Below are 24,369 nucleotides of genomic sequence, written 5' to 3'. Positions count from 1 at the left end.
ACACTATGAAGTTGAACTCCAGCCGACAAGGCGAGTTCGTTACTTCAGAACAAACACAGTGGACGCGAGCAACTGAGGACAAGCCCTCGGCCTATTAGTACCAGTCAGCTCCACCCGTTGCCGGGCTTCCACATCTGGCCTATCAACCCAGTCGTCTACTGGGAGCCTTACCCTCTCAAGGAGGTGGGAATACTCATCTTGAAGCAGGCTTCCCGCTTAGATGCTTTCAGCGGTTATCCCTCCCGAACGTAGCCAACCAGCCATGCCCTTGGCAGGACAACTGGCACACCAGAGGTTCGTCCGTCCCGGTCCTCTCGTACTAGGGACAGCCCTTCTCAATATTCCTACGCGCACAGCGGATAGGGACCGAACTGTCTCACGACGTTCTAAACCCAGCTCGCGTACCGCTTTAATGGGCGAACAGCCCAACCCTTGGGACCGACTCCAGCCCCAGGATGCGACGAGCCGACATCGAGGTGCCAAACCATCCCGTCGATATGGACTCTTGGGGAAGATCAGCCTGTTATCCCCGGGGTACCTTTTATCCGTTGAGCGACGGCGCTTCCACAAGCCACCGCCGGATCACTAGTCCCGACTTTCGTCCCTGCTCGACCCGTCGGTCTCACAGTCAAGCTCCCTTGTGCACTTACACTCAACACCTGATTGCCAACCAGGCTGAGGGAACCTTTGGGCGCCTCCGTTACTCTTTAGGAGGCAACCGCCCCAGTTAAACTACCCATCAGACACTGTCCCTGATCCGGATCACGGACCGAGGTTAGACATCCAGCACGACCAGAGTGGTATTTCAACGGCGACTCCACAACCACTGGCGTGGCTGCTTCAAAGTCTCCCACCTATCCTACACAAGCCGAACCGAACACCAATATCAAACTGTAGTAAAGGTCCCGGGGTCTTTCCGTCCTGCTGCGCGAAACGAGCATCTTTACTCGTAGTGCAATTTCACCGGGCCTATGGTTGAGACAGTCGAGAAGTCGTTACGCCATTCGTGCAGGTCGGAACTTACCCGACAAGGAATTTCGCTACCTTAGGATGGTTATAGTTACCACCGCCGTTTACTGGCGCTTAAGTTCTCAGCTTCGCCCACCCGAAGGTGAGCTAACCGGTCCCCTTAACGTTCCAGCACCGGGCAGGCGTCAGTCCGTATACATCGCCTTACGGCTTCGCACGGACCTGTGTTTTTAGTAAACAGTCGCTTCTCGCTGGTCTCTGCGGCCACCCCCAGCTCAGGAAGCAAGTTCCTTCACCAGGCGTGGCCCCCCTTCTCCCGAAGTTACGGGGGCATTTTGCCGAGTTCCTTAACCATAGTTCACCCGAACGCCTCGGTATTCTCTACCTGACCACCTGAGTCGGTTTAGGGTACGGGCCGCCATGAAACTCGCTAGAGGCTTTTCTCGACAGCATAGGATCATCCACTTCACCACAATCGGCTCGGCATCAGGTCTCAGCCTTGTATGTGTGACGGATTTGCCTACCACACGGCCTACACCCTTACCCCGGGACAACCACCGCCCGGGCTGGACTACCTTCCTGCGTCACCCCATCGCTCACCTACTACCAGTCTGGGTCACCGGCTCCACCACTCCCCTCAACTCCGAAGAGATCAGGGCGGCTTCACGGGCTTAGCATCGCTGGGTTCAGCGCTGGCGCTTCAAAGCGGGTACCGGAATATCAACCGGTTGTCCATCGACTACGCCTGTCGGCCTCGCCTTAGGTCCCGACTTACCCTGGGCAGATCAGCTTGACCCAGGAACCCTTAGTCAATCGGCGCACACGTTTCTCACGTGTGTATCGCTACTCATGCCTGCATTCTCACTCGTGAACCGTCCACAACTCGCTTCCGCGGCTGCTTCACCCGGCACACGACGCTCCCCTACCCATCACAGCACCCGTTGGGGCTTTATGCTGCAATGACACGACTTCGGCGGTACGCTTGAGCCCCGCTACATTGTCGGCGCGGAATCACTTGACCAGTGAGCTATTACGCACTCTTTCAAGGGTGGCTGCTTCTAAGCCAACCTCCTGGTTGTCTCTGCGACTCCACATCCTTTCCCACTTAGCGTACGCTTAGGGGCCTTAGTCGATGCTCTGGGCTGTTTCCCTCTCGACCATGGAGCTTATCCCCCACAGTCTCACTGCCGTGCTCTCACTTACCGGCATTCGGAGTTTGGCTAAGGTCAGTAACCCGGTAGGGCCCATCGCCTATCCAGTGCTCTACCTCCGGCAAGAAACACACGACGCTGCACCTAAATGCATTTCGGGGAGAACCAGCTATCACGGAGTTTGATTGGCCTTTCACCCCTAACCACAGGTCATCCCCCAGGTTTTCAACCCTGGTGGGTTCGGTCCTCCACGAAGTCTTACCTCCGCTTCAACCTGCCCATGGCTAGATCACTCCGCTTCGGGTCTAGAGCGTGCAACTCGATCGCCCTGTTCGGACTCGCTTTCGCTACGGCTTCCCCACACGGGTTAACCTCGCTACACACCGCTAACTCGCAGGCTCATTCTTCAAAAGGCACGCAGTCACGAGGATCCGAAGATCCCGACGCTCCCACGGCTTGTAGGCACACGGTTTCAGGTACTATTTCACTCCGCTCCCGCGGTACTTTTCACCATTCCCTCACGGTACTATCCGCTATCGGTCACCAGGGAATATTTAGGCTTAACGGGTGGTCCCGCCAGATTCACACGGGATTTCTCGGGCCCCGTGCTACTTGGGTGGTTCTCAAGCGAGCCGTACAGATTTCAGCTACGGGGGTCTTACCCTCTACGCCGGACCTTTCGCATGTCCTTCGCCTATCCATACGGTTTCTGACTCGCCGACCGGCCGGCAGACCGGTCAAGAGAACTCCCACAACCCCGCATGCGCAACCCCTGCCGGGTCTCACACGCATACGGTTTGGCCTCATCCGGTTTCGCTCGCCACTACTCCCGGAATCACGGTTGTTTTCTCTTCCTGCGGGTACTGAGATGTTTCACTTCCCCGCGTTCCCTCCACACTGCCTATGTGTTCAGCAGCGGGTGACAGCCCATGACGACTGCCGGGTTTCCCCATTCGGACACCCCCGGATCAAAGCTCGGTTGACAGCTCCCCGGGGCCTATCGTGGCCTCCCACGTCCTTCATCGGTTCCTGGTGCCAAGGCATCCACCGTGCGCCCTTAAAAACTTGGCCACAGATGCTCGCGTCCACTGTGTAGTTCTCAAGCAACGACCAGCCACCCATCACCCCGCCAGCTGACTGACGAGTTCACTGGGGCCGGCGTCTGAAGGACGAGCATCGCTCGCTCCCTCAGGACCCAACAGCGTGCCCGACACGTCCGGTCTCAGATGCTGCGTTCCACGCCGAAGCAGTACTAGCAGTCCTCATCCCGATCGTGCCGAATAATCAACGTTCCACCCATGAGCAACCGTGCGAGACATTTGCTCGCAGTCGGCTATGTGCTCCTTAGAAAGGAGGTGATCCAGCCGCACCTTCCGGTACGGCTACCTTGTTACGACTTCGTCCCAATCGCTGGTCCCACCTTCGACAGCTCCCTCCCACAAGGGGTTGGGCCACCGGCTTCGGGTGTTACCGACTTTCGTGACGTGACGGGCGGTGTGTACAAGGCCCGGGAACGTATTCACCGCAGCAATGCTGATCTGCGATTACTAGCAACTCCGACTTCATGGGGTCGAGTTGCAGACCCCAATCCGAACTGAGACCGGCTTTTTGAGATTCGCTCCGCCTCGCGGCATCGCAGCTCATTGTACCGGCCATTGTAGCACGTGTGCAGCCCAAGACATAAGGGGCATGATGACTTGACGTCGTCCCCACCTTCCTCCGAGTTGACCCCGGCAGTCTCCTGTGAGTCCCCATCACCCCGAAGGGCATGCTGGCAACACAGAACAAGGGTTGCGCTCGTTGCGGGACTTAACCCAACATCTCACGACACGAGCTGACGACAGCCATGCACCACCTGTATACCGACCACAAGGGGGCGACCATCTCTGGCCGTTTCCGGTATATGTCAAGCCTTGGTAAGGTTCTTCGCGTTGCGTCGAATTAAGCCACATGCTCCGCTGCTTGTGCGGGCCCCCGTCAATTCCTTTGAGTTTTAGCCTTGCGGCCGTACTCCCCAGGCGGGGAACTTAATGCGTTAGCTGCGGCACCGACGACGTGGAATGTCGCCAACACCTAGTTCCCAACGTTTACGGCGTGGACTACCAGGGTATCTAATCCTGTTCGCTCCCCACGCTTTCGCTCCTCAGCGTCAGTAATGGCCCAGAGATCCGCCTTCGCCACCGGTGTTCCTCCTGATATCTGCGCATTTCACCGCTACACCAGGAATTCCGATCTCCCCTACCACACTCTAGCCTGCCCGTATCGAATGCAGACCCGGGGTTAAGCCCCGGGCTTTCACATCCGACGTGACAGGCCGCCTACGAGCTCTTTACGCCCAATAATTCCGGACAACGCTTGCGCCCTACGTATTACCGCGGCTGCTGGCACGTAGTTAGCCGGCGCTTCTTCTGCAGGTACCGTCACTTTCGCTTCTTCCCTGCTGAAAGAGGTTTACAACCCGAAGGCCGTCATCCCTCACGCGGCGTCGCTGCATCAGGCTTTCGCCCATTGTGCAATATTCCCCACTGCTGCCTCCCGTAGGAGTCTGGGCCGTGTCTCAGTCCCAGTGTGGCCGGTCGCCCTCTCAGGCCGGCTACCCGTCGTCGCCTTGGTAGGCCATTACCCCACCAACAAGCTGATAGGCCGCGGGCTCATCCTTCACCGCCGGAGCTTTCAACCCTCTCCCATGCGAGAGAGAGTGATATCCGGTATTAGACCCCGTTTCCAGGGCTTGTCCCAGAGTGAAGGGCAGATTGCCCACGTGTTACTCACCCGTTCGCCACTAATCCACCCCGAAGGGCTTCATCGTTCGACTTGCATGTGTTAAGCACGCCGCCAGCGTTCGTCCTGAGCCAGGATCAAACTCTCCGTGAATGTTTTCCCGTAATCGGGAGTGACACTCGCGTTGAGCGGAACAGTCGGAGGAATGATCCGACCGTTCACAGCGTCCTCGCTGTGTTTTCGCCTACCCACCACAAGGGCAAGTAGGACTTTTCAAAGGAACCTCGTCTCAAGAGAGACGGGGTATCAACTAATCTGGCGTTGATTTTTGGCACGCTGTTGAGTTCTCAAGGAACGGACGCTTCCTTCGTACTCACCCGCAGCGACATTCTCTGGGGCTTTCCTCCGGGCGCTTCCCTTCGGTGTTTCCAACCTTACCAGATTCTTTTCCGCCCGTTTCCGTTCGGATTTCGTTTCCGGTGGCCGTTGGAGTGGCCTTTTGCCTTTCGGCGGTTCCCGACTTTATCAGATTTCCTGAGTCGGGATTTCCACCCCGTCCAGGCCGCTCCGGGCACACGGGGGTGCCGGGTTCCTGATCAGGTGGAGCCGTAAACGTACTGGAGCGGGGTGGCCTCGTGCAAATCGAGGGCCCCGCTCCAGTGACGGTGTCTCAAGTCCCCTGTCAGACCTCGACGACGACCGGAAGGATCATCGGACGTCGGCGGTAGGTGTCGGAGACCCACTTGCCGATCGAGCGGCGGATCAGCTGCTGGAGCTGGTGCGGTTCGACGATGCCGTCGGCGGCCGACTTGCGCAGGGCTTCCTCGACCTTCGGGATCACGGCGTCGAACGCCGCGTCCTCGATGCCGGAACCGCGAGCGTGGATGTTCGGACCACCGACGGTCTTGCCTGTCGTGGAGTCGACGACGACGAAGACCGAGATGATGCCTTCCTCGCCGAGGATGCGGCGGTCCTTCAGCGACGCCTCGGTGACATCACCGACCGAGAGTCCGTCGACGTACACATAGCCCGCCTGGACCTTGCCGGTGATCCGGGCACGGCCGTCGACGAGGTCGACCACCACGCCGTCCTCGGCGATGACGATGTGGTCCTTGGGGACTCCCGTCAGCGCGCCGAGCTCGGCGTTGGCACGCAGGTGGCGCCATTCGCCGTGGACCGGCATGAGGTTCTTCGGCTTGCAGATGTTGTAGAAGTACAGCAGCTCGCCGGCCGAAGCGTGGCCCGAGACATGGACCTTGGCGTTGCCCTTGTGGACGACGTTGGCGCCCCAGCGGGTAAGGCCGTTGATCACCCGGTATACGGCATTCTCGTTACCCGGAATGAGTGACGAGGCCAGGATGATGGTGTCGCCCTGGACGATGCGGATCTGGTGGTCGCGGTTGGCCATGCGGGACAGCGCGGCCATGGGCTCGCCCTGGGAACCCGTGCAGACGAGAACGACCTCGTCGTCCGGCAGGTCGTCGAGCGTCCGGACGTCCACGACGAGGCCGGCCGGAACCCGGAGGTAGCCGAGGTCGCGGGCGATACCCATGTTGCGGACCATCGAGCGGCCGACGAAGGCGACCCTGCGGCCGTACTCGTGTGCCGCGTCGAGGATCTGCTGGATGCGGTGGACGTGGCTGGCGAAGCTCGCCACGATGATCCGCTTCTGGGCACTCGCGAAGACCTGGCGCAGGACATTGGAGATGTCGCGCTCGTGCGGGGTGAAGCCGGGGACCTCTGCGTTCGTCGAGTCGGTCAGCAGGAGGTCGATGCCCTCCTCGCTGAGCCGCGCGAAGGCGTGGAGGTCGGTGAGACGGTTGTCCAGCGGGAGCTGGTCCATCTTGAAGTCGCCCGTGTGGACGGCCATGCCCGCGGGGGTGCGGATGGCGACCGCCAGGGCGTCCGGGATGGAGTGGTTGACCGCGATGAACTCACAGTCGAACGGGCCGATGCGCTCGCGCTGCCCTTCCGCGACCTCGAGGGTGTACGGGCGGATGCGGTGCTCCTGGAGCTTCGCCTCGATGAGGGCGAGGGTCAGCTTGGAGCCGATCAGCGGGATGTCCGGCTTCAGACGGAGCAGGAAGGGGACGCCGCCGATGTGGTCCTCGTGGCCGTGCGTGAGCACGATGCCTTCGACGTCGTCGAGGCGGTCCTGGATGGATGTGAAGTCCGGCAGGATCAGGTCGACGCCGGGCTGCTCCTCCTCGGGGAAGAGGACGCCGCAGTCGACGATCAGCAGTCGGCCGCCGTACTCGAAGACGGTCATGTTGCGGCCGATCTCGCCGAGACCGCCGAGCGGAGTGATGCGCAGGCCGCCTTCGGCCAGCTTCGGCGGCGCGCCGAGTTCAGGATGCGGATGGCTCAAAAGACTCTCCTCACCACACGCGCCACGTACCGGTAAGGCACGTGGCGCGCATGACAATCGTGCACTTGCTGTTGTCTGTTTCGTCTGCGTATTCAGTTGTGAAGTCTTGGTTCGGCGCTGTCAGAGCTGTACCCCGCCGGCAGCGAGATCGACCTTGAGCCGGGCTGTCTCTTCGGGCGAGAGTTCGACGAGCGGGAGCCGCAGCGGCCCGGCGGGCAGGCCTTGGAGGGCAAGCGCGGCCTTGGTGGTCATGACGCCCTGGGTCCGGAACATGCCGGTGTAGACCGGGAGCAGCTTCTGGTGGATCTCGGTCGCCTTCTGTACGTCGCCGGCGACGTACGCGTCGACGAGGGCGCGCAGCTCAGGAGTGACGATGTGGCCGACGACGGAGACGAAACCGACGGCGCCGACCGAGAGCAACGGCAGGTTGAGCATGTCGTCGCCGGAGTACCAGGCGAGGCCGCTGCGGGCGATGGCCCAGCTGGCGCGGCCGAGGTCGCCCTTGGCGTCCTTGTTGGCGACGATGCGCGGGTGCTCGGCGAGGCGGACGATCGTCTCGGTGTCGATGGGGACGCCGCTGCGGCCGGGGATGTCGTACAGCATCACCGGGAGCTCGGTGGTGTCGGCGATCGCCGTGAAGTGGCGGTACAGCCCCTCCTGAGGGGGCTTGTTGTAGTACGGCGTCACCGCGAGCAGGCCGTGTGCGCCCGCGCGCTCGGCGGCACGGGCGAGCTCGAGGGTGTGGTGGGTGTCGTTGGTGCCGATACCGGCGACGACGTGGGCCCGGTCTCCGACGGCCTCCAGTACGGCCCGTACAAGCTGCTCTTTCTCCGCGTCGCTGGTGGTCGGGGATTCACCGGTGGTGCCGTTGATGATCAGCCCGTCGTTACCTGCGTCGACCAGATGGGCGGCGAGCCGCTGCGCGCCGTCGAGGTCGAGAGCGCCATCCGCCGTGAACGGCGTGATCATGGCGGTGAGGACCCGGCCGAAGGGGGTCTGCGGAGTGGAGGTCGGTGCCATGGGTAACACGCTACTCGCTGCTCAGAGCGGGAGGCCCCCTCGGGGATGCCTGACAGGTGGAACCCGGCACTGCCTGCTCGGGGGTTCAAGCAGTGCCGGGTCCGTTTGATCAGCCTAAATGAACTTCACGAAACGCCGCAATACGGACACTTTGCCAGGCTGGTCGGGAGGCTCCGTTACGGAGCGATGCGCCCGTTGGCATTGAAGGCGGCGTAGGTGAGCGGCATGAGCTTCGCCCAGTGCTCCTCCATCTTCTCGCCGACCATCTCGATCTCACGCTGCGGGAAGGACGGCACCTTGGCCAGCTCGTGCTGGGTGCGCAGGCCGAGGAAGTGCATCAGCGAGCGCGCGTTGCAGGTGGCGTACATCGACGAGTAGAGACCCACCGGGAGCACCGAGCGGGCCACCTCCCGGGCGACGCCGGCAGCCAGCATCTCCTGGTAGGCCTCGTACGACTGGCGGTAGGAGTCCTCCATGACCCGGCCGGTCAGCTCCTGCTGGGCCTGGGTGCCCTCGACGAACTCGTACTTGCCGGGGCGGCCCTGCTGCACCAGCTTGCGCGACTCGGAGGGAATGTAGAAGACCGGCTGGAGCTCCCTGTACCGGCCCGACTCCTCGTTGTACGACCAGCCGACGCGGTGCCGCATGAACTCGCGGAACACGAAGATCGGGGCGCTGATGAAGAACGTCATCGAGTTGTGCTCGAAGGGGCTGCCGTGGCGGTCCCGCATCAGATAGTTGATCAGCCCCTGGGAACGGTCCGGGTCCTTCCGGAGCTCGTCGAGGGACTGCTCGCCCGCGGTTGAGACACGGGCGGCCCACAGCACATCGGAGTCACCCGCGGTGTGCTTCACCAGCTCCACGGTGACATCGCTGCGGAAGCTGGGCTTGGCGGTCTCGGTGGGTGTATCGGTCACCGGCGGGGTCCTTCCACTTGCATCACTCGGGCGGCGACGCCCACTTTACGACCCGCTGCCGACAACACTTACTCTTCCGGCCCCCCTGACGTGGCCGGACCGTCCACGGCTCGGTAGCCTCACCGGGCACACCCCATTCGAGCGTGCTTGTGAGTGAGGACCAGTCGTGCCCCTGACCTTCCTGACGGCCGACCGCGCATTCGATGCCGCCGCGGATGAAGTCGCCCTGCCCTTCGACGACCACGATCAGTGGCGGCGTCCGTACCGTCCGGGACCCTGGCGGGTCTCCGGGGCCGCGCTGCTGCTGCTTCTCGCGTCCTTCGTGCTGCTGGCAGCGATGATCACCGCCTTCGCCGGTGCGCTGCCGGGCGCCGGACTCTGTCTGGCGATCGGCGCCGCGCTGATCGCGGCCGCGCTGCGGACCCTGCGCATGGGCGTGTGGGTGAGCCGGCACGGGCTGCGCAGGGTGGGCTTCTTCGTCACCGTGACGGTGCCGTGGGATCGCGTCAGCTCGGTGCGTACGGTGCAGCAGCCGGTCAGGTGGCTGGGGTTGCCACGCACCGTGCAGGGACAGGCGCTGATCGCCGAGCGGCAGCGGGGTGAGAGTCTGCCGTCGCTGCTCACGGATCACAACGCGGACTTCCTGTCCCGCGTGGAGGCGTTCGACCGGGCGGCCGACATGGTCGAGACCTGGTTCGACGAGTACAGCCGGGGCTGACGGACCCCTGACACACTTCGGGCGTGGTCTTCAAGCGCCGGGCGGACTGGATTTTTTCGGTCCGCCCGGCGCTTCGTGCCCTATGCGGGGACCGGCCTGCCCTCGTGCAGCGCGATCGCGCGCTGCATCGCCTTGCGGGCCCGTGGCGTGTCACGGGCGTCGTGGTAAGCGACGGCGAGCCGGAACCAGCAGCGCCAGTCGTCCGGCGCGTCCTCCGTCTCGGCGCGGCGCTTGGCGAAGACGGCGTCGGCGGAATCCCGGTCGATGCGTCCGTCCTGAGTGCGGACCAGCTCGTCCACCGGGAGACCGCCCTCGGCGTCCAGTTCGGCGGCGAGCCGGTTGGCCTTCCGGACGAACTGGGTGTTCTTCCAGAGGAACCAGACGCCGATCACCGGGAGGATCAGCACCGCGACACCGAAGGTGACGGTGAGCAGGGTGCCGTGCTGGATCAGCATCACGCCCCGGCTGCCGGCCAGGACGAAGTAGACGACCAGGACGGCAGCCGTGATGAAGTACGTGATCTTTGCGCGCATGGGATTCAGCCGAGGTCGAGGAAGTTTTCCAGGCCGTAGGTGAGGCCCGGGGCCGACACCACGCGGCGGACGCCGAGCAGGATGCCCGGCATGAAGCTCCGGTGGTGCATCGAGTCGTGCCGGATGGTGAGGGTCTCGCCCTCGCCGCCCAGCAGCACCTGCTGGTGGGCGAGCAGCCCGCGCAGCCGGATCGAGTGCACCGGGACACCGTCCACGTTCGCGCCGCGGGCGCCGTCCAGGGCGGTGACCGTGGCGTCGGGCTGAGGGGCGCAGCCGGCCTCGGCGCGGGCCGTGGCGATCAGCTGAGCCGTTCGGGTCGCGGTGCCGGACGGGGCGTCCACCTTGTCGGGGTGGTGCAGCTCGATGACCTCGACCGACTCGAAGTAGCGCGCGGCCTGCTGCGCGAACTTCATGCCGAGGACGGCGCCGATGGAGAAGTTCGGCGCGATCAGCACGCCGGTCTCCGGGGAGGCGGCGAGCGAGGTGCCCAGCTGCGCGAGGCGTTCGTCGGTCCAGCCGGTGGTGCCGACGACGACGTGGATGCCGTGGCGCACGCAGAAGTCGAGGTTGCCCATCACCGAGGCGGGGGTGGTCAGCTCGACCACGACCTGGGCCTTGCTCTCGACCAGGGTCTCCAGCTTGTCGTCCCGGCCGAGTGCGGCCACCAGCTCCATGTCGTCGGCGGCCTCGACGGCTCGTACGGCCTCGGAACCGATACGGCCCTTGGCACCGAGAACGGCCACGCGCAGCTTGCTCATGCTTGCTTCCTTACGGTTTGCGCCATACGGGTTACGACAGGGTCAGGAGACCGCGTCGTGGAGACGGTCGGCCTGCCGGTCCTTCAGCGGGCCGATCACCGACAGCGAAGGACGCCGGCCCAGGACGTCACGGGCGACGTCCCGGACGTCGTCCGGGGTGACCGACGCTATCTGCGCCAGCATGTCGTCGACCGACATCTGGGAGCCCCAGCACAGCTCGCTCTTGCCGATCCGGTTCATCAGGGCACCGGTGTCCTCGAGCCCGAGGACGGTGGAACCGGAGAGCTGGCCTATGGCGCGGCTGATCTCCTCGTCCGAGAGGCCCTGGTGGGCGACCCGGTCGAGTTCGTCCCGGCAGATCTTGAGGACATCGTGGACCTGGCTGGGCCGGCAGCCGGCGTAGACGCCGAAGAGGCCGCAGTCGGCGAAGCCCGAGGTGTACGAGTACACGCTGTAGGCCAGGCCGCGCTTCTCCCGGACCTCCTGGAAGAGGCGGGAGGACATGCCGCCGCCGAGGGCCGTGTTGAGAACGCCCATGGCCCAGCGGCGGTCGTCGGTGCGGGCCAGGCCCGGCATGCCGAGGACGACATGGGCCTGCTCGGTCTTGCGGCCGAGCAGCTCGACCCGTCCCGCGGTGCGGATGGCGCGGGCGCCGCCGCGCGGCCCGACGGGCACCGCGTCCGTGCCGCTGAGGGCGCCGGCCTTCTCGAAGGCGGCACGCACCAGGCGTACCACCTTGGCGTGGTCGACGTTGCCCGCCGCCGCGACGACAAGGTGCGTCGGGTCGTAGTGCTTCTTGTAGAAGCGGCGGATACGGTCCGCGGAGAGCGCCTCGATGGTGTCGACGGTGCCGAGGACCGGACGGCCCAGCGGTGTTTCGCCGAACATCGTGTGCGCGAAGAGGTCGTGGACGACATCGCCCGGGTCGTCCTCGGTCATCGCGATCTCTTCGAGGATGACACCGCGCTCGGCGTCGACGTCCTCTTCGAGGATCAGAGAGCCGGTGAGCATGTCGCAGACCACGTCGATGGCCAGCGGCAGGTCGGTGTCGAGGACCCGTGCGTAGTAGCAGGTGTACTCCTTCGCCGTGAAGGCGTTCATCTCGCCGCCGACCGCGTCGAGGGCGGCGGAGATGTCGAGGGCACTGCGCTTCTCGGTGCCCTTGAAGAGGAGGTGTTCCAGGTAGTGGGTGGCGCCGTTGAGCGTGGGCGTCTCGTCGCGGGAGCCGACGTGGGCCCAGATGCCGAAGGTCGCGGAGCGCACGGAGGGCAGGGTCTCGGTGACCACGCGCAGGCCGCCGGGGAGGGTGGTGCGGCGGACCGTACCGATGCCGTCCTTGCCCTTGAGGAGCGTTTGGGTACGGGCGACGGCCCGCGCCTCCGAGGAGGTGCGGGCCGTCGTCCTGGAACTACGGGACGTCACTTGGCGGAGTCGTCCTCGTTCTCGTTCTCATCGCCCTCTTCACCCTCGATCACGGGGATGAGGGAGAGCTTGCCACGGGAGTCGATCTCGGCGATCTCGACCTGGACCTTCTGGCCCACACCGAGGACGTCCTCGACGTTCTCCACGCGCTTGCCGCCGGCGAGCTTGCGGATCTGCGAGATGTGCAGCAGACCGTCCTTGCCCGGGAGCAGCGACACGAACGCACCGAAGGTGGTGGTCTTGACGACCGTGCCCAGGTAGCGCTCGCCGACCTCCGGCATGGTCGGGTTGGCGATGCTGTTGATCGTCGTACGAGCGGCCTCGGCGGACGGGCCGTCGGCGGCACCGATGTAGATGGTGCCGTCGTCCTCGATGGTGATCTCGGCGCCGGTGTCCTCCTGGATCTGGTTGATCATCTTGCCCTTGGGGCCGATGACCTCACCGATCTTGTCCACCGGGATCTTGACGGTGATGATCCGCGGGGCGTTCGGGGACATCTCGTCCGGACGGTCGATGGCCTCCATCATCACGTCGAGGATGTGGAGACGCGCGTCGCGGGCCTGCTTGAGCGCCGCGGCCAGCACGGAGGCCGGGATGCCGTCCAGCTTGGTGTCGAGCTGGAGGGCGGTCACGAACTCCTTCGTACCGGCGACCTTGAAGTCCATGTCACCGAAGGCGTCCTCCGCACCGAGGATGTCGGTGAGGGTGACGTAGTGCGTCTCGCCGTCGATCTCCTGGGAGATCAGACCCATGGCGATACCGGCGACCGGGGCCTTCAGCGGCACACCGGCGTTCAGCAGCGACATGGTGGAGGCGCAGACCGAACCCATGGACGTCGAGCCGTTGGAGCCGAGGGCCTCGGACACCTGACGGATCGCGTACGGGAACTCCTCGCGGCTCGGCAGCACCGGCACCAGTGCGCGCTCGGCGAGCGCGCCGTGGCCGATCTCGCGGCGCTTCGGGGAGCCGACGCGGCCGGTCTCACCGGTGGAGTACGGCGGGAAGTTGTAGTTGTGCATGTAGCGCTTGCGGGTCACCGGGGAGAGGGTGTCCAGCTGCTGCTCCATGCGGAGCATGTTGAGGGTGGTGACGCCCAGGATCTGGGTCTCGCCACGCTCGAACAGGGCGGAGCCGTGGACGCGCGGGATCGCCTCGACCTCGGCGGCCAGCGTACGGATGTCCGTGACGCCACGGCCGTCGATGCGCTTGCGCTCCTTGATGACGCGCTCACGGACCAGGGCCTTGGTCAGCGAACGGTACGCGGCGGAGATCTCCTTCTCGCGGCCCTCGAACTCCGGCAGGAGCTTCTCGGCGGCGAGCGCCTTGACGCGGTCCAGCTCGTTCTCGCGCTCCTGCTTGCCGGCGATGGTCAGCGCGGCGGCGAGCTCGCTCCTGACCGCGGCGGTCAGCGCCTCCAGGACGTCGTCCTGGTAGTCGAGGAAGATCGGGAACTCGGCGGTCGGCTTCGCGGCCTTGGCGGCCAGGTCGGCCTGGGCCTTGCACAGGACCTTGATGAACGGCTTCGCGGCGTCGAGACCGGCGGCGACGATCTCCTCGGTCGGCGCCTCGGCGCCGCCCTCGACCAGCTTGACGGTCTTGTCGGTGGCCTCGGCCTCGACCATCATGATCGCGACGTCGCCGTCCGACAGGGTGCGGCCCGCGACCACCATGTCGAAGACGGCGTCCTCGAGCTCGCTGTGGGTCGGGAAGGCCACCCACTGGCCGCGGATCAGCGCGACGCGGACGCCGCCGATCGGGCCGGAGAACGGCAGACCCGCCAGCTGGGTGGAGGCGGAGGCGGCGTTGATGGCGACCACGTCGTAGAGGTGGTCGGGGTTGAGCGCCATGACCGTCGCGACGACCTGGATCTCGTTGCGCAGGCCCTTCTTGAAGGACGGACGCAGCGGGCGGTCGATCAGACGGCAGGTGAGGATCGCGTCCTCGGAGGGGCGGCCCTCGCGGCGGAAGAAGCTGCCGGGGATCTTGCCGGCGCTGTACATGCGCTCCTCGACGTCCACCGTCAGGGGGAAGAAGTCGAGCTGGTCCTTGGGGTTCTTGGACGCGGTGGTGGCCGACAGCACCATGGTGTCGTCGTCCAGGTACGCCACGGCGGAACCGGCGGCCTGCTTGGCCAGGCGGCCCGTCTCGAAGCGGATGGTCCGGGTGCCGAAGGCGCCGTTGTCAATGACGGCTTCGGCGTAGTGGGTCTCGTTCTCCACTAGCGTTTTCTCCGTAACTAATCGTCTTCTCGTCCCGAATGCCCGTGTGGCAGGGGGACGGCTGCGGAGAAGCGCTCCTGGGGCGGGCCGGTCTTCGATCGAAGCACCCGGGTCGATGATTCCGGGGGCCACTACCGAGGACCGGCGGCGGGGAGGAGCCTTCTCCCTCATGCGGTACTACGTTGTGCAACCAGATTACTGAGGTTCGCTCCAGGATGACATTCCAGTCAGCAGGAGCGGCAGGCCTCGGAAGGCCGCGTATGTACGGCAAAGGGAGCGGCCCCCTGGATTGGGAACCGCTCCCTTCACAGCGACTTACTTGGCGCCGGCGGCACCGCGGCGGATGCCGAGGCGGTCGACCAGCGTACGGAAGCGCTGGATGTCCTTCTTGGCCAGGTACTGCAGCAGGCGGCGGCGCTGGCCGACCAGGATCAGCAGACCACGACGGGAGTGGTGGTCGTGCTTGTGGGTCTTGAGGTGCTCGGTCAGGTCCGAGATGCGGCGGGAAAGCATGGCGACCTGGACCTCGGGGGAGCCGGTGTCGCCCTCCTTGGTGCCGAACTCGGCCATGATCTGCTTCTTCGTAGCGGCGTCGAGAGACACGCGGTACTCCTCATTGGGATTCTTCTTGCCGCCGAGTGCCCCTGGTCTGCGTCTCAGGGGAGCTTCCATGACTCGGGAGGCGGGGTCCGCCGGTCACTGCCGCCCGAGGTCCCCGGAGGCACCACTGGAAGGCGCGTACACAAACGGCCGTCACACAGCGTACCAGGCCGGTGCGCGAGGTCGTCCGGCAGGGCTCAGCCGCTGGTCAGGGACCTGGCCCGGGCGTAGACGTCGAGGACGGCGAGGCACAGCGGGACGAGGGAGAGCAGCACCGCGGCCTCGGCGAGGTCCAGGAGGCGGCCCCAGAACGGCGACAGCCCCTTCCTCGGGACGATCAGACCGATCGCGGTGAGCAACGCGGCACCCGCACCGACGGCGGCGGACAGCCACACCGTACGGATGTCGAGCGCGCCGCGGTCTCCCTGGTGCACCAGCTCGTACAACAGTCCGGCGGGTGGGTTCAGGGACAGACCGAGGACGAGCAGCGCTATCGCGGCGATGCCGGACAGCAGGGCGCACGTGACCTGGGAGGTGTAGCGGAACAGACGGGCGCGCAGCAGCATGGCCAGGCCTGCGGCGAGGGCGAGGAGCCGGCCCCAGACGTTGTCGGAGAAGCCCAGCACCGCCGCGGAGCCGACGACGACCGCGGCGCAGCCGCCGACCAGGCCGAGCAGCGTCTCGTGGCCGCGCCGGGCCTGGTCGGCGATGCGCTCGGCGTCGACCGGCCGGCCCTCGGGTGCGGGCTCGGCCGAGAAGTCGTCCTGGGTGGCACTGTGCGGCGCGGCATAGCCGATGGGGAGCCGGGCGAAGCGGGCCGAGAGGGCCGGCAGGAACGCGACGAGGCCGATGGCCACGGGCGCGCAGACGGACGCCGTCGCGGTGGCCGAGGCCTGGGTGAGGATCGCGGCGAACGTCGCCAGGGTTCCCGCGGTGGCCAGGAAGGCCGCCGCCACGAAGGGCGCGTCGCCGCTGGGCATGAGGGCGACCAGGGCGACCGAGGCGACCAGCACGGCCACGCAGCCGAGCAGGAACTGGAGCCGGCCCGGCCCCTCGCCGGCGGGGGGGCCGACGATCCCGGACCCGCCGATGAGCAGCAGCGGCAGCGCGCCGAGGCCCAGCGCGACAGCGGCGGCCCTGTCCTGGTAGACGCGTGCGCGCACACCGGCCAGGACCGTGAGCAGGAGGCCCGCGGTGCCGGCGATGATCCCTGGCAGGCCGTGCATGTCGTGGCGTACGGGGTCCGCGTACCAGAGCACGAACCCCATGAGGACGAGCAGCACCACACCGCCGGCGAGCCCCGCGCCGCGCAGCAGGTCGTCGTTCCACAGCCGGCGGTCGCGGGTGACGGCGGAGGCGACTGCGTCCGACACGTCGTCGAAGACGGCGGGCGGCAGCGACTCGGCGAACGGACGGAGGCTCAGGACCTCGCCGTCCAGGACCCGTTGGGCTGCGAGCGTGCGCGCGCCGTCCAGGACCGTGCCGTCACGGCGTACGAGGTGATAGCCGGTGGGGACGCCGACGGGCTGCGTCTGGCCGGTGAGCCGCAGTATCTCCGGGTACACGTCGGCGACAGCGATGTCCTCCGGAAGGGCGACGTCGATACGGCTGTCCGGCGCGACGACGGTGACTCTGCAGAATCCGGTCGTTGCGGTCGTACTCACCTTCGTGGACCCCCTGTTCAGCGGCTGCGTTCGCGGTTGCGCACAGTACGCGCGCCGGTGCGGCCGCAACCCTACCGGGAGGACCACTGACGGTCTGCAAGTAGGATCACCGTCGCGCGGAGGGAGACCGTCGCCACGGGGGCGCCGGCCGCAAGTGACCATCCGTATCGAGGGATTGATGCTCCGGTGAGCCAGATCGTCGTCAAACGCCCGCCGCGGTCCCTGCCGCCCGAGGTCGCCACGGAGGAATTGCGGCTCGAAGCTCCGCCGGAACTTCCACGCGGGCAGCAGGAAGGCATGCTGATGCAGCTCCTGCCGATGCTCGGCATGGGCTCCTCAGTGGTCTTCTTCTTCATGACGCCCTCCCCGATCATGCGGATCATGGGCAGCCTGATGCTCGCCGGTACGGTCGGGATGGTCATCGCACAGATCGTCAGATACCGGCGCGGTACACAGGGGCAAATGGCCGATATACGACGCGACTACCTGAAGTATCTGGCCCAGACACGCCGTACAGTGCGGCGGACGGCCCGCGCGCAGCGCGACGCACGGCTGTATCTGCACCCCTCGCCCGAACAGCTGTGGGCGGTCGTCGCGGAGGGCTCCCGGCTGTGGGAACGGCGGGCCGGCGACGAGGACTTCGGGCAGGCCAGGCTCGGTCTGGGCCCGCAGCAGCTGGCCACTCCGCTGGTGGCGCCGGACACCGCGCCGGTCGACGAGCTGGAGCCGCTGTGCGCGGGCGCGATGCAGCAGTTCCTGGCGGTGCACGGCTCGCTGGAAGATCTGCCGATGGCCGTCTCGATGCGCGCCTTCTACCACGTGACGGTGTCGGGCGAGCCGGAGGCGGCGCAGTCCACGGCGCGGGCGCTGATCGCGCAGCTGGTGACCCTGCACTCGCCGGACGACCTGACGGTCGCGGTGGTGGCCGGCCCCGGCGCGGTGGCGCGCTGGGACTGGGTCAAGTGGCTACCGCACACTCAGGTGCCGGGAGAGGTCGACGGGGCCGGTACGAAGCGGCTGTTCGGCGACGACCTCGGTGAGCTGGAACTGCTGCTGAAGAGCCGTCTGGAAGGCCGGCCGCGGTTCAGTCGCGAGAGCAGGCCGGTGCTGGACCAGCCGCATGTCGTCGTCGTGCTGGACGGCGGAGCGGTGCCGCCCGGCTCCGCGTTCGCCACCGCCGAGGGACTGCAGGGCGTCACCGTCGTCGAGGTCGTGCCCGGCGAGCTCGACGAGCCGCGGGGCGGGCTGTCCGTCGCCGTACGAGCCGGGCGGCTGCGCCTGGAGTCCGGGGCGGGCCTCGCATACGAGGGCACGCCCGACGAGCTCTCCCTTCCGGCCGCCGAGGCCCTGGCGCGTCAGCTGGCGCCGCTGCGCATGGGCGGGGGCGACGACGACGAACCGCTGCTCGCCAACCTGGACTTCACCGACCTGCTGAACCTCGGCGACGCGGCCTCGGTCGACGTGGCGAGGACATGGAGGCCCCGGTCCACCGCGGAACGGCTGCGCGTACCGATCGGCGTCGGCGAGGACGGCCGGCCGGTCATGCTCGACCTGAAGGAGGCCGCCCAGGAGGGCATGGGCCCGCACGGGCTGTGCGTCGGCGCCACCGGCTCCGGCAAGTCCGAGCTGCTGCGCACGCTGGTGCTGGGGCTCGCCGTGACGCACTCCTCGGAGACCCTGAACTTCGTCCTCGCCGACTTCAAGGGCGGCGCCACCTTCGCTGGTATGTCGCAGCTGCCGCACGTGGCGGCCGTCATCACCAACCTCGCGGACGACCTGACACTGGTCGACCGCATGGGCGACGCGATCCGTGGTGAGCTGCAGCGGCGTCAGGAGCTGCTGCGCCGCGCGGGCAACTACGCCAACATCCACGACTACGAGAAGGCGCGCGCCGCGGGGGCTGCCCTGGAGCCTCTGGCATCACTCGTTCTGGTGATCGACGAGTTCAGCGAGCTGCTGACGGCGAAGCCCGATTTCATCGACATGTTCATCCAGATCGGCCGTATCGGCCGTTCGCTGGGCGTCCATCTGCTGCTGGCCTCGCAGCGTCTGGAGGAGGGCAGGCTGCGCGGCCTGGACACGTATCTCTCGTACCGCATCGGTCTGCGTACCTTCTCCGCCGCCGAGTCGCGCGCCGCGCTGGGCGTCCCCGACGCGTACCACCTGCCGTCGGTGCCCGGCTCGGGCTATCTGAAGTTCGGCACGGACGAGATGGTGCGCTTCAAGGCCGCGTACGTCTCCGGTACGTACCGCGACGGCGCCAGCAGGCCGGCCACCGGGCCGCTGCCCGTCGAGCGCCGCCCGGCCGTCTTCACGGCGGCGCCCGTGCCCGTGGTGTACGCGGCGCCGCAGGCCGCTGCTCCGGTGCCCCAGGAGGACGACGCCCTCGCCGACACGGTGCTGGACGTCATCGTGCGCCGCCTGGAGGGGCAGGGCGTGCCCGCCCACCAGGTGTGGCTTCCGCCGCTCGACGTGGCATCGACACTGGACCAGCTGCTGCCGGGCATCGGGGAGACGACCGAGCGGGGCCTGCACGCCACCGAGTACGCACGTCCCGGCGGACTGACCGTCCCGCTGGGCCTCGTCGACAAACCTTTCGAACAGCGGCGCGAGGTGCTCCACCACGACTTCTCCGGCGCGGCCGGCCATATGCTCGTCTTCGGCGGCCCGCAGTCCGGCAAGTCCACCCTGATGCGTACACTGATCGCGGCCTTCGCCCTCTCACACACCCCGTACGAGGTGCAGTTCTACGGCCTCGACTTCGGCGGCGGCGGACTGGCCGCGCTGGCGGACCTGCCCCACGTGGGCGGCATCGCATCCCGCCTCGACCCCGAGCGGGTGAGGCGCACGGTCGCCGAGGTGGCGGGGGTCCTCAACCGGCGCGAGGAGTTCTTCCGCGCGAACGGCATCGACTCCATGGCCACGTACCGGCGGCGGCGCGCCGCGGGTGAGCTTCCCGGCGAGGCATGGGGCGACGTCTTCCTCGTCGTCGACGGGTGGGGTGCCTTCCGGGGCGAGTACGAGGGGCTGGAGGCGATCGTCACCGACATCGCGGCCCGCGGACTGGGCTACGGCATCCATGTCGTCATCGCCGCCTCCCGCTACATGGACGTGCGGCCGGCCCTCAAGGACCAGATCCTGGGCCGGCTGGAACTGCGCCTCGGCGACGCGATGGACTCCGAGTTCGACCGCAAGGTCGCCGCCAACGTGCCCGTGGGCATGCCCGGCCGCGGCCAGGTGCCGGAGAAGCTGCACTTCATGGCCGCGCTGCCGCGTATCGACGCGTCGGGCGACGCCGAGTCGCTGACGCAGGCCACCGAGTCCCTCGTGGCCGCCGTGCGCGATGCCTGGCAGGGGCGCCCGTCGGCACCGGCGGTGCGTCTGCTGCCGCGGCTGCTGTCGGCCGACGAACTGCCGAAGGGCTTCGAGTACCCCCGGCGCGGTGTCGCGATCGGCATCGACGAGACGAACCTCGAACCCGTCTTCGTCGACTTCGAGACCGACCCCTTCTTCCTGGTCTTCGGCGAGAGCGAGTCCGGCAAGACCAACCTGCTGCGACTGCTGGCGAAGCAGATCGCCGAACGCTACTCCCCCGACGAGGCGAAGCTCGTCGTCGCCGACTACCGGCGGACGCTGCTCGGCGCCCTGCCGGAGAGCCATCTGCTGGAGTACGCCCCCATGGCGAGCTCCCTGCAGATGCACATGGAGGCCCTCTCGGGCGTCTTCGCGCGCCGCCAGCCGCCGACGGACGTCACGCCTCAGCAGCTGCGCGACCGGAGCTGGTGGACCGGCCCCCAGGTCTTCATCATCGTCGACGACTACGACCTGGTCGCCACGAGCGCGGGGAACCCCCTGGCCCCGCTCGCGGAGTACCTGCCCTTCGCCCGTGACACGGGCGTCCGCTTCATCATCGCCCGCAACTCCGCGGGCGCTTCGAGGTCCATGTACGAGGCCTTCATGCAGCGCATCAAGGAACTCGGCGCTCAGGGCGTCGTTCTCTCTGGTGACCCGTCGGAGGGCGACCTCATCGGCAACGTACGCCCGCAGGCCATGCCTCCGGGCCGTGGCTGGTTCGCCTCCCGCAAGCGGGGCACGTCCCTGGTCCAGCTGGGACGCCTGCCCGAACAGTGAGCGAAAGAGAGACTCGGTGTCGTTCGAGGAAGAGTGGGCGGCCGCCCGTACGGGCGGCCGCGGGGACCAGGACCTGAACACGGACGCCGCGAAGAAGAGCAAAGCGGCCAACGCCATCGAGACGGACTTCGAGCCGAACACGAGGAAGGCCGGCGACCGGGCCGACGAGACGACCGCCATGGCCGTCAGCGAGTTCACCGGCTGGGCCACGGGGTCCGGCCTGAAGAAGGCCCAGGAAGGGTGGGAGAAGCAGGTCCAGGGGCTGATGCGGCGCCTGTCCGGCGAGAAGACCGCACTGCGCGGCACGTCGAATCTCTTCGTGAACAACGACATCGCCACGGGGGCGGGGTTCTCCGGCCTCAACAAACTGTGAGGATCCGATGCTCACCTACGAAGACGTCATGACGGCCGACCTCTCCAAGCTCACGGCCACCGCGGCGAAGTGGGACGAGATGGCTGCGGAGTTCGAGAAGCTGGAGGACCGCTACAGGACCCAGGTGCAGAGCGTCAGCCTCGACGGCAGCTGGACCGGCCAGGCGTCCCTCTACTCCCGCCCGAGCTTCGCCACGACCCGCGCGGAGTACGCGGCCGCCCAGAAGGAGGCCAAAGCCATCGCCTCCCTCCTGCGCGACGCGCACGAACAGTTCGTCGACCTGAAGCGCAAGGTGGAGTCCGCCGGAGACGACGCCGTCAAGGCCGGCATAAAGGTCTCCGGCGCAGGCGTGGCGAGCTTCGACTTCAGCAAGGTCGACGCGGCGACGGCGCACGCGGCGCACCACGACCCGGACCTGCGGGACACGGAGATCTCCTGGACCCAGCACATCGCGGCCGCGGTCAGGGCCTTCGACGACGCCGACCAGGGCGTCAAGGTGGCCCTGGAAGCCGTGACCGTCGACACGAACCTCGGCGACGGCACGATGAACGGCTTCAACGCCGGAGCGAAGGGCGACATCGAGAAGTACGAGGCCGAGGAACTGACCGACCTCGCGACACGGCTGAATTCCGGCGAGAAGCTCTCCGGCAAGGAGATCGCCGAAATGCAGCGGGCTTTCCGCGACAACTCCGGCGACAAGGCCTTCAGCCAGACCTTCCTCAGCGGCCTGGGCGCGGATGGCACGATCCGGATGACCAACCGCCTCAACGACATCATTCACGTCCAGGGCGTGAAGAACCCCGGCGACTTCGGGGCCCTTGAGAAGGGACTGGCCAACACCCTCGCCACGGCCACACGTGACACCAATTCGGCGTTCTACAAGAAGTGGCGTTCCGAGATGCGCGAGGCGGGTGTCGAGCAGTACAGCACGCAGTTCACCGACGGGAGGCTGGACAAGGCCACCGGCTACCAGTCCCTGGTCACCCTGCTGAGCAAGGGCGACGGCTACTCGTCGAAATTCCTCCATGACCTCGGTGACGACATCATCAGCGCCGAGAAGGCGGATGCCGACATCTGGCAGATGAAGGGCAAATACAGCGGGAAGGAGACCGGCTGGTTCGCCAACGACCCGCTCGACGGGCTCCTCGGCGTCATGAGCCACGACCCGGAGACCGCAGCGTCCTATCTGAAGTCGGACGACCGGATGAAGTACCTGATGGAGGAGCGCGACTGGAAGGTCCACTTGGAGGCACACGAACACCCGAAGGTGTCGACATACTCGCCAACGCTCGACGGCGACGACCGCGCCGGCTTCGGCGCGGCACTCCAGGCCGCGACCACGGGTATCGACCCGTCCGACGAGAACGCCGAGTACGTCAGGCACTCGAAGGACAACGAGGCCGTCTTCAAGTCGTCGCTGAAGTATCTGGCCGACAGCGGGGACGATTTCCCGCCGTCTCTCCGCGAGCCGATGGCGCAGATCCTGGTCAATCACGGCGACACTGTCCACAAGTCCGTGAGCAGCGTGGACATGTCCGAGTCGCCGCTGCCGCAGGACAAGCTCTTCGAAGTCATGAAGCAGGTCTCGAAGGACCAAGACTCGTACGTCGCGCTCAACCAGGGCATCAACCAGGCGATGGTGGCCGACATCCACGAGGCCGATCAGAGGGAGCCCGAGGAGTCCCTGATCCGTGCGGGTCGGACCGTTGGCTTCCTGGAGCAGGCACGCACTCACGCCACGGGCGACCCGGAAATGGCAGCCTGGGACGACAAGTGGGTGTTCGATGAGGCCATCGGTCATATCCCGGTCGTAAGCGGGGAAGTTCAGGCTGGGTTCGACTATGTCACGGAGAAGTGGCTGGAGGATGAGCAGAGGCGCCTCGACAAGGAGCACACTGAAAAGACTTACGAGACATACGAAAAACACAATAGGCAGCTCATGGCTCTGTCCGAGGAATGGTCCAAGGTGCACGGCAAGCGTGACGACCAGCTGTACGCCGCCAAAGACACCATTGACGGATCCGCAGAACTTGGGGCTTCGCACGCTTCCGGAGTCGCCGGGGAGGGCAGCAAATGAAGATCGGACATCTGGCCTTGGCGTGCCTCGCTATGTCCACGCTCGTCTCATGTAGCAGCTCGGCCGAGGAGCCGATTCCCGAGAGGATCTGCGGCACGCCAGTGGACGCTGACCTGGTGCGCCCCTTGCTCGAACCACTCGGCAAAATCGACGAATACAACGAAGTCGACAGGAAAACGGCCAAGACGGCGCCCTGCCTCATCCTTGTCGATGAGAAGGCGACACTGCGATTCAGATTCTCTTGGCATGGCGGAGCAGTCGACCCAGTGAAGAAGGCGACTTCGATCGACTCGGTCATCACTCTCAACGACCCCGCTCGTGCCGACATCGGCTACAACGCGGCGGTGGGCAGCGATGGCGCTATTGCCACAACCGCCTGCCGCACCTCAGGCGGCGACCACTTCACACTCAGCCTCCTCCTCCCTCGCGCACCGAAGAATGACAAGGACACGCGAACCGCAATCGAGGCCTTCATGCGCGCATACATGCGAGAGACCGTGAAGACACTCGGATGCGCCAAGGCATGACAGGCCTTGCAGTGACCGGCAGAGCCTGGACCCGATTCAAAACATGCTCGCAATGGGGTGGGAGGTCCCTACCGACAGGGCCCTCCCAGGCATTTCAGGCTGTGCGCGTTGGCGATAATTGCGGCAAAACATGTTGAAACGGCCGGCTTAAATCAATATGAAACGCCCACTCAGTAGTACCAGCGGTTCGCGCCAGCCTCA

14 protein-coding genes and 2 rRNA genes are annotated in these 24,369 nt (G+C 66.1%); 5 read left to right on the top strand and 11 right to left on the bottom strand.

Features of this window, described 5'->3' with window-relative positions:
- Positions 1–74 precede the first annotated feature (74 nt).
- The 5 genes from ABD858_RS24115 to thyX all read right to left on the bottom strand — a co-directional run bounded on the left by ABD858_RS24115 (position 75) and on the right by thyX (position 9,146).
- Positions 75–3,191 (bottom strand): 23S ribosomal RNA (locus tag ABD858_RS24115).
- Between the two features lie 277 nt (positions 3,192–3,468).
- Positions 3,469–4,994, bottom strand: a 16S ribosomal RNA gene (locus tag ABD858_RS24110).
- Together the 16S and 23S rRNA genes form the textbook arrangement of a ribosomal RNA operon.
- Positions 4,995–5,523: 529 nt before the next feature.
- Entirely contained in the window at positions 5,524–7,209 is a 1,686-nt protein-coding gene (locus ABD858_RS24105; protein ID WP_345041134.1) for a ribonuclease J, read from the bottom strand.
- 120 nt (positions 7,210–7,329) lie between these two features.
- A complete protein-coding gene (gene dapA / locus ABD858_RS24100; RefSeq protein ID WP_345041131.1) occupies positions 7,330–8,229 on the bottom strand; it encodes a 4-hydroxy-tetrahydrodipicolinate synthase in 900 nt (299 codons plus the stop codon).
- Positions 8,230–8,405: 176 nt separating this feature from the next.
- Positions 8,406–9,146, bottom strand: a complete 741-nt coding sequence (gene thyX, locus ABD858_RS24095) for an FAD-dependent thymidylate synthase (protein ID WP_345041129.1) — start codon at positions 9,144–9,146, stop codon at positions 8,406–8,408.
- Between the two features lie 166 nt (positions 9,147–9,312).
- On the opposite strand from thyX, the gene ABD858_RS24090 reads away from it, so the two are divergent.
- Positions 9,313–9,864, top strand: coding sequence for a hypothetical protein (locus ABD858_RS24090; protein ID WP_345041126.1), 552 nt, complete (start codon positions 9,313–9,315; stop codon positions 9,862–9,864).
- A gap of 80 nt (positions 9,865–9,944) precedes the next feature.
- Here the strand turns inward: ABD858_RS24090 and ABD858_RS24085 are convergent, their stop codons facing one another.
- The 6 genes from ABD858_RS24085 to eccD all read right to left on the bottom strand — a co-directional run bounded on the left by ABD858_RS24085 (position 9,945) and on the right by eccD (position 17,060).
- Positions 9,945–10,397 (bottom strand): tetratricopeptide repeat protein, encoded by a 453-nt coding sequence (locus ABD858_RS24085; protein ID WP_345041124.1) that lies wholly within the window; start codon positions 10,395–10,397, stop codon positions 9,945–9,947.
- Between the two features lie 5 nt (positions 10,398–10,402).
- The gene (dapB, locus tag ABD858_RS24080) at positions 10,403–11,155 is read right to left on the bottom strand and encodes a 4-hydroxy-tetrahydrodipicolinate reductase (RefSeq protein ID WP_345041121.1); all 753 of its coding nucleotides are present in this window, start codon (positions 11,153–11,155) and stop codon (positions 10,403–10,405) included.
- A gap of 42 nt (positions 11,156–11,197) precedes the next feature.
- Positions 11,198–12,577, bottom strand: coding sequence for a M16 family metallopeptidase (locus ABD858_RS24075; RefSeq protein WP_345041118.1), 1,380 nt, complete (start codon positions 12,575–12,577; stop codon positions 11,198–11,200).
- Entirely contained in the window at positions 12,574–14,796 is a 2,223-nt protein-coding gene (locus ABD858_RS24070) for a polyribonucleotide nucleotidyltransferase (RefSeq protein WP_345041116.1), read from the bottom strand. Before ABD858_RS24070 ends, ABD858_RS24075 begins: the two co-directional genes overlap by 4 nt.
- A 315-nt stretch (positions 14,797–15,111) precedes the next feature.
- The gene (gene rpsO / locus ABD858_RS24065; RefSeq protein ID WP_322725099.1) at positions 15,112–15,399 is read right to left on the bottom strand and encodes a 30S ribosomal protein S15; all 288 of its coding nucleotides are present in this window, start codon (positions 15,397–15,399) and stop codon (positions 15,112–15,114) included.
- A gap of 194 nt (positions 15,400–15,593) precedes the next feature.
- Positions 15,594–17,060 (bottom strand): type VII secretion integral membrane protein EccD, encoded by a 1,467-nt coding sequence (gene eccD / locus ABD858_RS24060; RefSeq protein ID WP_345041110.1) that lies wholly within the window; start codon positions 17,058–17,060, stop codon positions 15,594–15,596.
- Between the two features lie 186 nt (positions 17,061–17,246).
- Here eccD and eccCa point away from each other — a divergent pair, with 186 nt between their 5' ends.
- From eccCa to ABD858_RS24040, 4 genes are read left to right on the top strand one after another with little or no spacing between them, the layout of a single operon-like run.
- The gene (eccCa, locus tag ABD858_RS24055; RefSeq protein WP_345041108.1) at positions 17,247–21,191 is read left to right on the top strand and encodes a type VII secretion protein EccCa; all 3,945 of its coding nucleotides are present in this window, start codon (positions 17,247–17,249) and stop codon (positions 21,189–21,191) included.
- A gap of 16 nt (positions 21,192–21,207) precedes the next feature.
- The gene (locus ABD858_RS24050) at positions 21,208–21,564 is read left to right on the top strand and encodes a hypothetical protein (RefSeq protein WP_345041105.1); all 357 of its coding nucleotides are present in this window, start codon (positions 21,208–21,210) and stop codon (positions 21,562–21,564) included.
- A 7-nt stretch (positions 21,565–21,571) separates the two neighbouring features.
- Positions 21,572–23,641 (top strand): hypothetical protein, encoded by a 2,070-nt coding sequence (locus ABD858_RS24045; RefSeq protein WP_345041103.1) that lies wholly within the window; start codon positions 21,572–21,574, stop codon positions 23,639–23,641.
- Positions 23,638–24,168 carry a hypothetical protein gene (locus ABD858_RS24040; RefSeq protein WP_345041101.1) on the top strand — a complete coding sequence of 177 codons (531 nt, stop codon included), beginning with the start codon at positions 23,638–23,640 and terminating at the stop codon, positions 24,166–24,168. The genes ABD858_RS24045 and ABD858_RS24040 overlap by 4 nt, the downstream gene beginning before the upstream one ends.
- The last annotated feature ends 201 nt before the right edge of the window (positions 24,169–24,369 follow it).

This window comes from Streptomyces sannanensis (assembly GCF_039536205.1).
Lineage (GTDB): Bacteria > Actinomycetota > Actinomycetes > Streptomycetales > Streptomycetaceae > Streptomyces > Streptomyces sannanensis.
This window is presented reverse-complemented; position numbering and strand designations above follow the sequence as displayed.

What these genes read in the sequence shown, in the direction of transcription:
- ABD858_RS24085 (WP_345041124.1), bottom strand. Translation starts at nt 10,397, where the DNA reads ATGCGCGCAAAGATCACGTACTTCATCACGGCTGCCGTCCTGGTCGTC.
- ABD858_RS24045 (WP_345041103.1), top strand. Translation starts at nt 21,572, where the DNA reads ATGCTCACCTACGAAGACGTCATGACGGCCGACCTCTCCAAGCTCACG.
- dapB (WP_345041121.1), bottom strand. Translation starts at nt 11,155, where the DNA reads ATGAGCAAGCTGCGCGTGGCCGTTCTCGGTGCCAAGGGCCGTATCGGT.
- dapA (WP_345041131.1), bottom strand. Translation starts at nt 8,229, where the DNA reads ATGGCACCGACCTCCACTCCGCAGACCCCCTTCGGCCGGGTCCTCACC.
- ABD858_RS24040 (WP_345041101.1), top strand. Translation starts at nt 23,638, where the DNA reads ATGAAGATCGGACATCTGGCCTTGGCGTGCCTCGCTATGTCCACGCTC.